Origin of the sequence: Janthinobacterium sp. SUN211 (genome assembly GCF_030587315.1) — a bacterium.
In the GTDB taxonomy this organism is placed as follows: domain Bacteria; phylum Pseudomonadota; class Gammaproteobacteria; order Burkholderiales; family Burkholderiaceae_D; genus Janthinobacterium; species Janthinobacterium kumbetense.
The window spans coordinates 601,076-614,678 of record NZ_JAPWIC010000002.1 but is presented as its reverse complement, the minus strand read 5'-3'; the positions used below and the strand labels follow the sequence as shown (position 1 = coordinate 614,678).

The 13,603-nt window shown below is 64.3% G+C and carries 9 protein-coding genes; 4 read left to right on the top strand and 5 right to left on the bottom strand.

Features of this window, described 5'->3' with window-relative positions:
* The first annotated feature begins 136 nt into the window (after positions 1–136).
* The 4 genes from O3301_RS08530 to O3301_RS08515 all read left to right on the top strand — a co-directional run bounded on the left by O3301_RS08530 (position 137) and on the right by O3301_RS08515 (position 5,596).
* The gene (locus tag O3301_RS08530; protein ID WP_305056126.1) at positions 137–2,797 is read left to right on the top strand and encodes a TonB-dependent receptor; all 2,661 of its coding nucleotides are present in this window, start codon (positions 137–139) and stop codon (positions 2,795–2,797) included.
* A gap of 170 nt (positions 2,798–2,967) precedes the next feature.
* Positions 2,968–3,252, top strand: coding sequence for a hypothetical protein (locus tag O3301_RS08525; protein WP_077407612.1), 285 nt, complete (start codon positions 2,968–2,970; stop codon positions 3,250–3,252).
* 44 nt (positions 3,253–3,296) lie between these two features.
* Positions 3,297–4,193 (top strand): MurR/RpiR family transcriptional regulator, encoded by an 897-nt coding sequence (locus tag O3301_RS08520; protein ID WP_305056125.1) that lies wholly within the window; start codon positions 3,297–3,299, stop codon positions 4,191–4,193.
* 80 nt (positions 4,194–4,273) lie between these two features.
* Positions 4,274–5,596 carry an aspartate aminotransferase family protein gene (locus O3301_RS08515; RefSeq protein ID WP_305056124.1) on the top strand — a complete coding sequence of 441 codons (1,323 nt, stop codon included), beginning with the start codon at positions 4,274–4,276 and terminating at the stop codon, positions 5,594–5,596.
* On the opposite strand, the gene O3301_RS08510 is transcribed toward O3301_RS08515, so the two are convergent.
* From O3301_RS08510 to O3301_RS08490, 5 genes are read right to left on the bottom strand one after another with little or no spacing between them, the layout of a single operon-like run.
* Positions 5,593–5,856, bottom strand: coding sequence for a PAAR domain-containing protein (locus O3301_RS08510; protein WP_289904035.1), 264 nt, complete (start codon positions 5,854–5,856; stop codon positions 5,593–5,595). The two genes, O3301_RS08515 and O3301_RS08510, sit on opposite strands and share 4 nt — an antisense overlap.
* A 28-nt stretch (positions 5,857–5,884) precedes the next feature.
* Entirely contained in the window at positions 5,885–7,183 is a 1,299-nt protein-coding gene (locus O3301_RS08505) for a hypothetical protein (RefSeq protein WP_305056123.1), read from the bottom strand.
* Entirely contained in the window at positions 7,180–8,523 is a 1,344-nt protein-coding gene (locus tag O3301_RS08500) for a hypothetical protein (RefSeq protein ID WP_305056122.1), read from the bottom strand. Before O3301_RS08500 ends, O3301_RS08505 begins: the two co-directional genes overlap by 4 nt.
* Before the next feature lie 32 nt (positions 8,524–8,555).
* Entirely contained in the window at positions 8,556–10,805 is a 2,250-nt protein-coding gene (locus O3301_RS08495) for a hypothetical protein (RefSeq protein ID WP_305056121.1), read from the bottom strand.
* Positions 10,806–10,827: 22 nt separating this feature from the next.
* Positions 10,828–13,572 (bottom strand): type VI secretion system Vgr family protein, encoded by a 2,745-nt coding sequence (locus tag O3301_RS08490; RefSeq protein ID WP_305056120.1) that lies wholly within the window; start codon positions 13,570–13,572, stop codon positions 10,828–10,830.
* Positions 13,573–13,603 lie beyond the last annotated feature (31 nt).

The following is a 13,603-nucleotide window of genomic DNA, read 5'->3' as shown; positions in this document are numbered from 1 at the left end:
AATTGGTATTGACATCGCAAAAGAAGTCATTTGTGGGGCAAAGTCATTCCCACCTACCATGTTTCTGAGCAAGTTCCAGCTCTGGCGGCGACTGCCGCGGCGTTCTCAACATAACTAAAATACAGGTGGAGACAAGATGAAGCAATCGATGGCAACGGGCACCCGCACGCCCAAGCAAAACACACGGCTGACCTTGAAGGCCACGGTGGCCGCCCTGGCCGGCGCCGGCCTCCTGAGCAGCGCGTCCGTCTGGGCGCAACAGGCGCCCGCCGTGGAAGCGGTAGCAACGGTGGAAACGGCAGCACCGGCGCCAGCCGACAATGCCGGCATCGCCGTCGTCGCCGTCACGGGCGTGCGCAGGGCGGCACAAAGCGCGCAAACGATCAAGAAGAACAACGACCAGGTGGTCGACTCCATCGTCGCCGATGAAATCGGCAAATTCCCCGACAAGAACGTGGCCGAAATCCTCGGCCGCGTGACGGGCGTGCAAATCCGCCGCGAAGGCGGCGAAGCGGGTTCCGTCATCATCCGCGGCCTGCCCGGCGTGGTGACCCTGCTCAACGGCCGTGAAATGTTCACCTCCGTGGGCCGCAGCCTGTACCTGGCCGACATCCCGACGGCCATGCTGCAGCGCGTGGACGTGTACAAATCGCAGGGCGCGGACATGGTCGAAGGCGGCACGGCCGGCGTGATCGACGTGCGCACCAACCGCCCGTTCGACTTCAAGGGCTTCACGGCGTCGGGCAACGTGCGCGCCGAGCACCGCGACAAGTCCGGCTCGACGGACCCGAACGTCAGCGGCATGGTCTCGAACCGCTGGAAGACCGCATACGGCGAATTCGGCGCCCTGCTCGGCCTGTCCTACCAGCGCAGCAAATACTATGACGAGACGATCTGGAACGCCGAACCCGTCAAGCGCCCCGACGCGGGCAACATCACGGGCCCCGATTCCGTCGGCATGATCCCCACCGTGGGCGACCGCAAGCGCTACGCGGCAAATGCCGCCTTCCAGTGGCGCCCGAACTCGCAGGTGGAAGTGTATGCGGAAGGCATGTCGACCCTGATCAAGCACGCGTTCGACAGCCAGTTCTTCGTCGGTTCGCTGCCCTGGGGCCAGAATCCGGACATCACCCTGATCCCCGGCACCAATCAGGCGGCCACGGTGGGCAAGATCGACGGCCCCTGGTCGCCGTTCACGCTCGGTTCGACCCAGGCGCGGCGCGACCGCTCGATCGGTTCGCAAGGCGCCATCGGCGCGCGCTGGGACATCACGCCGCAGCTGCGCGCCACGACGGAACTGGCGCGCACGGTCAGCAACTTCGAGCGCGAATTTCCCATCCTCGACTTCCTCGCCCATCCGACCAGCGTGATCGGCAGCACGAACGTCAACGGCGGCGCGCAAATCAGCTACCCCGGCTACAACATGCTGGATCCGAAGAACTACACGCTGCTGGGCTTCTACGATAACCACAGCCACGACGAAGGCAGCTCGACCGACTGGCGCGGCGACGTCACCTACGACATGGACAGCACGGGCTTCTTCCGTGAATTTTCGGGCGGCGTGCGCCTGGCCAAGCGCAAGGCCGAATCGATCCGCGAAAAGAACGTGCAAGGCGGGCTGACGTCGATCATGACCGCGGACGCCCTGCCCGGCCTCGCGTGCACCTCGCACAAGAACACGGGCAACTTCGGCCTGCAAAGCTGGCTCACGCCGTGCCGCGACTACATGCTCAACAACACGGACACCTTGCGCCAGTTGTTTACGGGCAGCAGCGAGCGCAGCCCGGACGATCCGATGACCCACTTCAAGGATGTGGAAAAAACCAATGCCGTCTACGGCAAGGCGCGCATCGGCTTTGATCTGGCGCAAGTGCCGGTCGATGGCACCGTGGGCGTGCGCGTGGTGCAGACCAAGCAGGACTTGCAAGGCAATTCTTCGCAAGACGGCATCGTCACGCCCGTGCGCGTGAAAACGTCCGATACGGACGTGCTGCCCAGCCTGACCCTGAAAGCCATGCTGCGCCAGGACCTGGTCGCCCGCCTGACGGCCGGCAAGGCGGTGCAGCGCCCGAACTTCGCCGACTTCAACCCCGGCGTGACCCTGGGCAAGAGCCTGGAAATGGTGCGTCCGACGGGCAGCGGCGGCAATCCCGACCTCAAACCCGTGGAAGGCAAGAACCTCGATGCGGCGCTGGAATGGTATTTCGCGCAGACGGGTTCCGTCACGGCCACCGTATTCCGCCACAATTTCAAGAATTACATCCTGTCCGGTTCGGCCAAGGAAACGTATGACGGCATCGAGTACGACATCACGCGTCCGCGCAACACCTCGAAGGGCCATCTGCAAGGCGTGGAAATGGCTTACCAGCAGTTCTACGACAAGCTGCCCGGCTGGATGAGCGGCCTGGGCCTGCAGGCGAACGCCACCTATATGACGGGCGAGCTGGAAGAATTGAATGGCAGCGCGCATCCGTTCACGGGCATGTCGAAATGGTCTGCCAATATCGTCGGCCTGTACGAACAGGGACCGTGGTCGGCGCGCCTGGCCTACAGCTGGCGCGACAAGTACGTCGACGACTACAACTACCGCGGCAAGGGCATCCACCTGACCGTGGCGCCCACCAAGACCCTGGACGCGTCGGTCTCGTACAAGCTCAACCCGAATACCACGGTGACGCTGGACGCGAACAACCTGCTCGACTCGACCTACCGCGACTATCACGACACGCCGGACTATGTGCGCGATGTGCGGCGCTATGACAAGGTTGTAGGTATCTCAGTCCGCTGGAGCTACTAGCCCGTCCCCCACCCTTTCTTCCTTCGAGGGTTTTCAGCGCCAGCCGGCAACGGTTGGCGTTTTTTTGCCTTGTGGAATCTATCCGACAGTGGAATTGATCTGGCGCAAAGTGGTGGCGCCGGGGCGCTTTTATGCTGGCAGCTTGACTAGCGAACCCGGCGGGGGACAGCATGCGCAATGCACGGCCCATCGACACACAGTTATTCCAACCCGACATCCCGGTACGGCTCGACATGCGCACGGCGGCGCTGGTCGAGCATGCGCTGGCCTTGCAGGAAATGGCCGGCACGGGCGCCGCCGCCCTGTTCCTGCACTGCCACGACGTGCCGCTGCCCACCGCCCTGCGCGTGCTGACGACGGGACCGCGCCGCAAACCGGCCGGGCCGCACCTGTTTGCCCGCCTGCGTCCACGCACGGCCGCCCGGGTGCAAGGCGCGCCGCTACCGGCGCGCTGACGAATCCTGTACCATCGCCGCAACCTATCAACTGAGGCACGGCGATGCAGGCAGCGACACCCCACGATTCCTATGCGGCACTGATGGACCTGATCAAGGCGCGCCATGCGCAGCTGAGTCCGCAATTCCAGGCCGGCGCCCGCTACCTGGCCGACCACCCGGACGAAGTGGCCGTCTCATCGATGCGCAGCATCGCCGCGCGCGCGCAGGTGCAATCGGCCGCCCTCGTGCGCCTGGCGCAGCAGCTGGGCTTTGCCGGCTGGCCCGAACTCAAGGCCATCTTCGTCGAACGCCTGCGCGCGGGACCAAGCGGCTACGCGGCAAAAGCCGGCGCGCTGGCCGGCAAAGAGGGAAAAGAGCGCGACCTGGTCACCGAAGTGTTCACGGTGCAGCAGCGCAACCTGGCCGCCACGGAAAGCACCAACCACGCGGCCCTGGACGGGGCCGCCAATCTGCTGCAGGCGGCGCCCCGCGTACACGTGGCCGGCTTTCGCGCCGCCCACCCGATAGCCTATACCCTGCACTACCTGTACCGGCTGCTGCGCCCCAGCGTGCAGCTGCTGAGCGGCCAGGGCGGCACCCTGGAAATGGACTTGCGCGCCCTGCAGGCGGGCGAAGCCGTCGTCGTCGTCAGCTTCGCGCCGTATTCGAGCGAAGCGCTGCTGGTGGCGCAGGCGGCGCGCCAGGCCGGCTGCCGGGTGGTCGCCATCAGCGACAGCGCCATGTCGCCGCTGGCCCTGCAGGCCGACGCCAGCATCGTCATCGCCGTCGACAGCCCCTCGTTCTTCCCCTCCATCGTGGCCGGCGTCGCGGCCGTGGAAAGCCTGGTGGAACTGCTGGTGGCGCGCGCGGGGCCCGATGCCGTCACGGCCATCGGCGCGGCGGAACAGCAATTGCGGGCGCTGGGCGCCTACGCAAAAACATCAAACGATGCAAATTAAAAACAAATACATCAAACGTTGCAATGCGACGCAACGCATCCTATAATCGGCTTCCCCCTTGCCGATAAGAAAGCGATGCCATGAGCCATGTCTTCCACCGCAGCTTGACCGCCGGCTATCCCGTCGCCACGGGCGGCGACGGCCCGTACCTGATCGATGCGGATGGCAAGCGCTACCTGGACGCCTGCGGCGGCGCGGCCGTCTCCTGCCTCGGCCATTCGGATGCGGCCGTGATCGCCGCCGTGCAACGGCAGGTTGCCAGCATGGCGTATGCGCACAGCTCATTTTTTACCACCGAGCCGATGGAGCAGCTGGCCGATTTCCTCGTCGCCCGCGCCCCTGCCGGCATCGACAGCGTGTATTTCGTCTCGGGCGGTTCGGAAGCGGTGGAAAGCGCGTTGAAAATGGCGCGCCAGTATTTCGTCGAACGGGGCCAGCCGCAGCGCCGCCACGTCATCGCGCGCCGCCAGAGCTACCACGGCAACACCCTGGGCGCACTGGCCACGGGCGGCAACGCCTGGCGCCGCCAGCAGTTCGAGCCGCTGCTGATTGGCGTCACCCACGTGTCGCCCTGCTATGCCTGGCGCGACCAGGCAGCCCATGAAACGGACAGCGACTACGTGGCGCGCCTGGGCAGGGAACTGGAAGAGCATATCGCCACGCTGGGAGCGGACAAGGTCATGGCCTTCATCGCCGAACCCGTCGTCGGCGCCACGGCCGGCGCCCTGCCCGCCGTCGCCGGCTACTTCCAGCGCATGCGCGCCATTTGCCAGCGCCACGGCATCCTCCTGATCCTCGACGAAGTCATGTGCGGCATGGGGCGCACGGGCAGCCTGTTCGCCTGCGAGCAGGAAGGCGTCACGGCCGACCTCATCTGCATCGCCAAGGGCCTGGGCGCCGGCTACCAGCCGATCGGCGCCGTGATGGTGTCGCAAGACATCCGCGACACGATTCGCGCCGGCACGGGTTTCTTCCAGCATGGCCACACGTATATCGGCCACGCCACGGCCTGCGCCGCCGCGCTGGCCGTACAGCGGCAGATCGAGGAACGCGATCTGCTGGCCAACGTGCGCGCCATGGGCGCCTTGCTGCAAGAGCGGCTGCACCAGCGCTTCGGCAGCCATGTGCACGTGGGCGACATCCGCGGCCGCGGCCTGTTCCTGGGCCTGGAACTGGTGCAGGACCGCAATACCAAGCAGCCGTTCGACCCCGCTCGCCGCCTGCACGCGCGCATCAAGGCGCACGCCATGCAGAACGGGCTGATGTGCTACCCCATGGGCGGCACCATCGACGGCCTGCACGGCGACCACATCCTGCTGGCGCCGCCCTACATCATCGACGCCAGCCATGTCGATGAGATCGTCGACAAGCTGGGCGCGGCCATCGACGCCTGCGTGGGCTAAGCGCGCCCGCTGTTGCCCACGGTAGACATCAGGCTGGCGCCGCAGCTGGTCTTGTGACCGTCAAACGCCACGGGCACGCCATCGATCAGCACCTGCGGATCGCCCTCGGCGATCACGCAGCGCACGTGGCCCTTGATCGGGCAAACGCAAGGGTCGCCCTTGCGCGCCACGGCCACGCCCAGCACGGTACTCTTCGGCGCCGCGCCCACCACCTTGCCGCCATGGCTGGTGGGGTCGTTCAAGCGGATCACGCCACGCATGCTCTTCTCCCCGGATGTATCAAGCGTCTCATTGCGAAAACCCCTGGTAATACTCGGGTGCATCATGGCGCAAGCCCCACCACGGCAAATATGCATGGTTGCCGCCACGCGCGCGGAACCACGGCTTGTCGGGCCGGATCGGCCGCACGACGGCGGGCGGCGCCACCACCAGCGCCACGGGCGCCGACAGGTCGCTGGTGCCGGCCACCAGCACGGGCTTGCCAAAGTGATGCGCGTAGGCGATGCCCAGCGCCACGTTCGTCAAGGCCGTGCCCGCGCCCGTCTCGCCCAGCACGGCGGTCAGATTGAAGCTTTGCTTGAGAAGGTCGAATTCCGGCAATTGCAGAGTGAGCGTCTGCGCCAGCGCGCCCAGCCGTGCTGAAGAGTCCTGGTGTGTATTGCCCGCATCATGGATCAGATAGCCAATCTCCGTATCTTGCCGGTTGGCCTTCGCGGCGGCCTCTTCGATGGCAGCCGTCCACGCCTGCACCAGGCGCGGCGGTTCGCCCTTTTTGACGTCAAAATCCGCCGCCTGTTTCGTGCTCGGATAGCCGAGCCACGCCAACGGCGCCCGCTCCGTTTTAAAGTCGGGACCGGCAAGCACCAGCAGCACCAGGTTTTCGTTGATTTGCCGGTCCAGGGGTCGGCTAGGCGCATCCCAGTTCATGGCCCAGACGGTTTCCTTGGGATGGCTTTGCAGGTAGTCGAGCGCGGCGGAAAGTGAAGTAAAACCGGCGTTGGGGCCGCCCATGGTGACGCGGACGTCGGGCGGGGTGGAGCGGGTCCACAGTGTAGGGAAGTTCGGATTGCCAATATCAAAGATATCACCAATATACTCGCGCACAAAAGCCGTCGCATCCGCAATATCCAGCTTTCCTTCAGGAATAGCATACTCAACATGGATGCCGGCCAACTCACGCCAGCGCGACCTGTCCTTGGCTGAGTGTACGTTATAGAAATACTCGGGATCTGAAAAATATGGACTACGAAACAAATTCATGACTTCACGAATGTATTTTCGATGATAGCCACGAAACGTTTCCTGACCTTCATTTCCAGCGACGACAGGTGAAACAGCCTGCAAGCTTGAATACTTTTTCGGATTTTCCTTGACCATATCGTCGCCTGGATTCCGCTGCACCAGCCCCAAGGCCCATAGCAATTGCCATTGCGTGGGGTAATCCCGACGCTGCAAAGGATTCAACCATTGCAGCCCCACCACCTGCGCCATCAACGGGCCGCTGCGCGGCACCGTCGCTTCCTGCAAGGGCGGCGTCGCGCACGCGCCAAGCAAAAGCGACATGAGAACACTCATCAGCGCCCTCATTGCGAAAACCCCTGGTAATACTCGGGTGCGTCGTGGCGCAAGCCCCACCACGGCAAATACGCATGGTTGCCGCCACGCGCGCGGAACCACGGCTTGTCGGGCCGGATCGGCCGCGCGACGGCGGGCGGCGCCACCACCAGCGCCACGGGCGCCGACAGGTCGCTGGTGCCGGCCACCAGCACGGGCTTGCCAAAGTGATGCGCGTAGGCAATGCCCAGCGCCACGTTCGTCAAGGCCGTGCCCGCGCCCGTCTCGCCCAGCACGGCAGTCAGATTGAAGCTTTGCTTGAGAAGGTCGAACTCCGGCAATTGCACGGTAAGCGTCTGCGCCAGGGCGCCCAGCCGTGCGGACGCATCCTGGTGTGTATTGCCCGCATCATGGATCAGATAGCCGATCTCCGTATCTTGCCTGTTGGCCTTCGCCGCCGCCTCCTCGATGGCTGCCGTCCACGCCTGCACCAGCCGCGGCGGTTCGCCCTTTTTAGCTTCAAAATCCGCCGCCTGTTTCGTGCTTGGATAGCCAAGCCACGCCAGCGGCGCCCGCTCCGTCTTGTAGTCCGGACCGGCCAGCACCAGCAGCACCAGGTTTTCGTTGATCTGTCGGTCCAGAGGCCGGCTGGGCGCATCCCAGTTCATGGCCCAGACGGTTTCCTTGGGATGGCTCTGCAGGTAGTCGAGCGCGGCGGAAAGTGAAGTAAAGCCGGCGTTGGGGCCGCCCATGGTGACGCGAACTTCGGGCAGGATGGAGCGGGTCCACAGTGTAGGGAAGTTTGGGTTGCCGATGGTAAAGGTGCGGCGCACATAGTCTTGCACGAAAGCACCAGCATCTACCGGGTCGAGTTTTCCTTCAGGGATAGCATATTCGATATGGATGCCGGCCAGCTCACGCCAGCGTGATCTGTCTTCAGCAGAATGGACGTTGTAAAAATACTCGGGGTCGGAATAATAAATATCATGGAACAAATTAAATACTTTCCGAATGTACTTACGATGATATCCATCAAACGTTTCCGCACCGTCACTTCCCCCTGCGACTGGTGAAATAGCCTGCAAGCTGGAATACTTTTTCGGATTTTCTTTGACCATATCGTCGCCTGGATTCGGCTGCACCAGTCCCATAGTCCACAGTAGTTGCCATTGCGTGGGGTAATCCCGACGCTGCAGCGGATTCAACCATTGCACAGCGACGACCTGTGCCATATAGCGGCGTTTGTCAGTGTCAGGTACCTCGGTAACAGCATTTTCCGACGCAGGCGGCGATGAACGAAGACGTACACAGGCCGTCAGGGAAATCAACGCCAGAAAAACCATCAAAGCATAAATAAAAAAGGATTTCGTCATATTGAATTCTCCATTTTTAAGACACTGCAATGTCACCCATGGGCGCACTCTCCTGACGTTGGCTTGACGGCAGGTGGTGGATTTTCACGCTTATCGACTATCAAACTAGGCATACTGGCCGGTCCGCCTTCGCTACCTGCCCAAACGGTTATCTTTAATTCATCAATGGTGGCACTTGCGAAATATTGCTCAAAAGTCTTTGCAAAATCGGGCTCGTCCACCCACTCCAACAACCTCCAATCCGCCGCCACCCGCAACTTGCGCAACTGCTCAGCCTTGATGCGGCACACGCCCACCGCCACGTCATACGCAAGCGCCCGCTCCGCATGCATGGGGTTGGTCAGGATGGAGGAATGGTCGGTGGCGTAGGCGCCTGCCTGGCTGGACATCATTTCCCCGATGCGCGTGCTGCGCCATTGCTGGTAGTCGACGTCGGGCGTGGCGTTGGGCATTTCCTGCTGCACTTTTTTGCCCGCAGGACTTTTCCCTTCCCGTACAGCCTGGGCGCGTATCACCGCGCGCTGCTCGAATCGCAGGCGCGCCTCGTCGTCGGCCGTGCCCTTCGCGCTGTCCACGCGTTTGGCCTCGTCTTTTCCCGCCTGCCCCTGCAGGCCGCCGGGCGGGATGGCATGATCGGCAAGATAATCGTCGCCGGCAGCGCGCTGCTTGCCCGCCTGACGCGATTCGCCGGGCGGATCATAGCCTTCGTCGAATTCCTCGCTGGTCTGGCCAAAGCGCAAGGACTGCGGCGTGAAGGGCGGCAACAAGTCGGGCGCGTTCAGTTCGATTTTCCAATCCTTGTGGGGCGAGGCATTGCAGGGGCTGCGGGCCAGGCCCGTCATCACAATGAACAGGGGCGCAAACCCGACAGTCAGGATGGTGGACAAGCGGCTCTCCTGGCTGGCCTCGACGCCCTGCTTGACGGAATAAGACGCATATTTCTGTGCCGGAAACCAAAAATCGTTGCCGCCCGGCGCAGGCTTGCGCCAGTGATCGGTCCAGTAGTGATAGCTGCCTTGCTTGCCCACCTCGAAACCCTGGGCAAACACGCGCTGCACGCACACGCCTGCCGCGTCGGTGGCGGCCAGTTCGCCGCCGTCCTTGCTGTCCTTGGCCAGCGAGCCCGACAGGCCGCGCCAGCCGATGCCCTCGATGGCCACGGACGACACCACCACGTCGTGCGGATTGCAATAGATGGTCACCCGGCCATACGATGACTTCTTGCCGCCGCGCGCGGCGCCGGCAATCCCGTATCGTTCACGGTCTTTGGCGGCGGAAAAACCGTGCTGCAGGTTGGCCATGCAGCGGTCGATTTCCTCGTCTGTCTGCAGTTCGCCCAGGGTGGCGCGCTGGCGGATGATGGCAAAGAAGTTTTTCAAGGTATCCAGGCGCGCCTGCACCGTCACCCTGCCCGTGCTGCCGTCCGCAGCGCGCAGATTACCGGCTACCCAGTTCTCGGCGCTATTGCGTTTCGCCAAACTGTACGGCGAATTGCAGATGACATAGTTATCGGCCACGCAAGGAACGCCATCCACCTTGGGCAGGCGGGCGCCGAGAAAGGCGGCCGCCATCGCCACCATCGTGCCCTGGCTGTGGCACACGATGGTGACCGGCACGTCGGCCTGCTGCTGGCGGATGGCTTCGACCAGCCTGGCCAGGCGATAGGCGGCCAGCACGAAATACGGGCGCGGCGGGCAACTGTACACTTGCCGCTCCGAAAAGGGATTCATGTGCTGGATCTTGTTCCACAAAAACAAATCCTCGCTCAGCCCCTCCTTCCACAGGTCGGCCAGCGCGCTGCAGCCATTGGCAAATGGGCCGCCGCCCCAGTAATCCTGTTCGTTCAGGTAGATGCCCTTGCCGTATTTCTGCAGTTCTTCGCCGGAAGCCTTGTAGCCCCAGCGAAAGCGGAGCACGGGAGAAAACGTGCCGGCATCGCGGATCAGGGTATCGGCCGACATCTCCGGATGGAGAAAGCCTTCCGCCGTGATCTCGGCGCCATAATTGACCGCCTTCAGTTCGCCGCCTTCCACGCCACGGTGCTGCAGGTGATGACAGGAACGCTTGAGGCGCTCGTTGAGGCCGTTGCACAGGCCTTCTTCCGCGGCCGCGTACCACTCGCCGTCGGAATTGACGCCGTGCACGAAGATGATGATGCCGGGCAGCGGCAACTGTTGCAGCGTGTCCCGGTCGCTGCTCTGGAAATTGGCGTTGCAGGAAAACTGGCCGAGGATATCGATTTTGGGATCGTCGCACAACGGCGGGTGGGGATCGAACTGCATGGCGTGTCTCCGATGTCGGGGTTCAGGAACGGCGGCGGAAGAAGAATCCCTTCAGCCGCTGCAGGTGGTCGGTCGCCACCTTCGGCCCGCGCCCATCGCCATCGCTGACGCCCGTCAACGGGCTGTCGCCTTCGCGCTCGATGTGCACTTCCACGCCTTCGACGGGCAAGCCGTCGGTGGGACGCAGCAAGCGCGGCACGCGGCCCAGCTCGCCTTCGCCGGAGGTGGGCAGTTCGCCTTTCATGCTGGCCGGACCGCTCCAGTGGTGGCCGTCGGTCTTCACCGTCAGCGCGCCCGGCCCGCCCAGCTCCACGGCGCCACCGGACAGTTTCAGGTAGGCGCCACCCGCCGTCATGAAGGTGATCTCGTCCTGCGCCACGCCGACCAGGCGCGTGCCCGCCGTCAGGCGGATGTCCTTGGCGGCGTCCGCCTGCAGCAAGTCGTGCTGGCTTTGCAGCAGGAACTTGCCGAAGTGGGCCACCTGCACGATGCCATCCTGGTGCGCGAACAGGGAAATGCCCTTGCCCGCGTTGACGTTGCAGCGCTGGGCCGCGCTCAGCTGCAGATGCTGTTGTGCCACCAGGTCGATATTCGCGCCCGCATTGCCGGCGATGGTCCTGGGCGTGCTCAGCGCCACGCCCTCGGGCGCCGCGATGCTGACGGCGGGCTGGTCGGCGGCAATGGCGGCCCCCAGCGCCTTGCTGCCGGCCGCGTCCAGCGCCAGCGCCTGGTGCTGGGCGGCAAACTCGCCCAGGGACGTGAACAATTCCAGGCATTCCTTCATCACGGCGGCATGCTCGCTGCTGTCGAGCTGCTTGCCGCTGGCGCCCAGCTGTTTCCAGGCCGAAATCAGCAGCGAGCGGGCCGTGCGCACGCTGCCGCTGGCGTCGCTGCGCAATTCAAAGCCGTCGCCGCGCTGCCGCCCTGCCCCGTCGCTGCGCGGCTCGGTCAGGTAGCCGAGGTTCAGTTGCGAGGCCGCCTGGTCGCTGGCCAGCTGTGCGCTGATCTGCGACGGCGTGTCGTCAAAACACAGCTGATTGCCGCGCCCGCCCCGCACTTCGCGGCTGCGCATGCCGGACAGGTAGCGGTTGCCGGGCAAGGCGCCGCGCGCACTCAAGCCCGGCGGCGCGCCCACGGCGTTGTACAGCTGGCCGACGATGATGGGCCGGTCCGGGTCGCCGCCGAGAAAATCGATCAGCACTTCCGCGCCGATGCGCGGCAAGGTCAGCGTGCCGCATTGCCTGCCGTTGCCCGATCCATTGCCCGTCCAGCTCGATGCCACGCGCACCCAGGCCGAATCGCGCTCCGTATCGGACGCGCCGCTGCCGTTGGCATGCGCGTGGTCCGGCGCGCGCGTGGCGTCAAAACGCACCTTGACGCGCCCCAGCGCATCGCAATGCACCTCTTCGCCGGCAGGCCCCACGACCAGCGCGCTTTGCAGGCGCACGACGGGAAAATCGCTGCGCGGGTCAAAGGCAGGGACGATGGCAATGCCGCGCCGCACGCAAGTAAAACGGTTGCGGTAACGCAAGACCGCCCGGCCATCGGCACCCGCCCCTTGCGGCTGGCCAGCGTCACACTGCCAGCCGCTCTGCGCAAACAGGCGCTCGACACGGGCGTCCAGACCTGTCGGCAAGTTATTGCTGGCCGCCACGCTCAAGGCCGTGATGACGAAACTGCGCTCGGCCACCGGGTGGCTGTCGATGTCCGCATGCCCTTCCAGGCTGAACCACTGGCCCGCGCAAAAGTCGCGCACGCAGCCTTCTCCCTGGAAACACTTGCTGTCCAAATCGTGACGCGCCATCGCCAGCTGGCCCAGTTGCCGCAAGTCGTCATTGCTGGCGGCGGCCAGCGGCGGCTCCACGATATAGTCGTCAAGACTGGCTGCGAAGCGATTGCCATTGCTGCCCTGATCCACGCCGCCCTGCGACTGCGTTGCCATGAACTGCGGGCTGTGCGGGTGACCATCGTCCCAGCTGTAGCGCTCGGACTTTCCCGGCTGCAAGCGGCGCACGGCGCTCCAGGCCGTCACGGCATCCCTTTCCTCGGTGGCGTCATCGCGGTGATAGCGCACCGTGCCGGCCGCGTTGTGCGCCAGGCGGCTGGCGTCGTCGAACAGCAGCAGGGTATGCACGGGCGTGGTGGCGGCGTTCGAACTGGCCGGCGCTCCCGCCTGGAAGCACCAGGCGATGCCGCGGCGCCGGAGCAGGCGGCGGATAAAGGCGGCATCGGATTCATTGTGCTGCATCGTGAATTCGCGCGCGGGCAAGCTGCGCGCCGCCAGCGCCCCGTCGATGGAAAGATCCAGGCTGGCCGCGAGCAAGCTATTGCCCTGTCGCCACTCATCAAACAGAAGCTGCACGATCTGCAATTCATGCTTGTTGCGGAACACGCGCGTATTGATGCGTTTCTCCATCAAGGCCAGGCCGTCGCGCAGCACCAGCTGATAGGTGGCCAGGCCGCCATCGCTCTGCCCCGCGCACGCTTCGGCGACGATGCCGCACACCTTGCGCAGCTGTCCCTGGTCGTTCACGATCTGTAGCTCGGCCGGCACGGCGATGAACTGCTTCAGCGGCAGCTGTGCCTCCGTGGCCACGCACAGGATGCGGTATTCCAGACCGCCGCAGATGGCCTCGCTGCCGCTGATGCGCTGCGGCAGCAAGACATCGTCATTGACGCCCTGCGGGTAGGCGAGGCGCAGCCGCAAGGCGCGATTGCCTGCAGTCAAGACCTTGTCCACGGCCAGCCATTGCGCGAAGTCTTCCATGGTTTTCTTCCTTCCAACAGTCAGCGGTATC

What these genes read in the sequence shown, in the direction of transcription:
- O3301_RS08530 (WP_305056126.1), top strand. Translation starts at nt 137, where the DNA reads ATGAAGCAATCGATGGCAACGGGCACCCGCACGCCCAAGCAAAACACA.
- O3301_RS08525 (WP_077407612.1), top strand. Translation starts at nt 2,968, where the DNA reads ATGCGCAATGCACGGCCCATCGACACACAGTTATTCCAACCCGACATC.
- O3301_RS08520 (WP_305056125.1), top strand. Translation starts at nt 3,297, where the DNA reads ATGCAGGCAGCGACACCCCACGATTCCTATGCGGCACTGATGGACCTG.
- O3301_RS08515 (WP_305056124.1), top strand. Translation starts at nt 4,274, where the DNA reads ATGAGCCATGTCTTCCACCGCAGCTTGACCGCCGGCTATCCCGTCGCC.
- O3301_RS08510 (WP_289904035.1), bottom strand. Translation starts at nt 5,856, where the DNA reads ATGCGTGGCGTGATCCGCTTGAACGACCCCACCAGCCATGGCGGCAAG.
- O3301_RS08505 (WP_305056123.1), bottom strand. Translation starts at nt 7,183, where the DNA reads ATGAGGGCGCTGATGAGTGTTCTCATGTCGCTTTTGCTTGGCGCGTGC.
- O3301_RS08500 (WP_305056122.1), bottom strand. Translation starts at nt 8,523, where the DNA reads ATGACGAAATCCTTTTTTATTTATGCTTTGATGGTTTTTCTGGCGTTG.
- O3301_RS08495 (WP_305056121.1), bottom strand. Translation starts at nt 10,805, where the DNA reads ATGCAGTTCGATCCCCACCCGCCGTTGTGCGACGATCCCAAAATCGAT.
- O3301_RS08490 (WP_305056120.1), bottom strand. Translation starts at nt 13,572, where the DNA reads ATGGAAGACTTCGCGCAATGGCTGGCCGTGGACAAGGTCTTGACTGCA.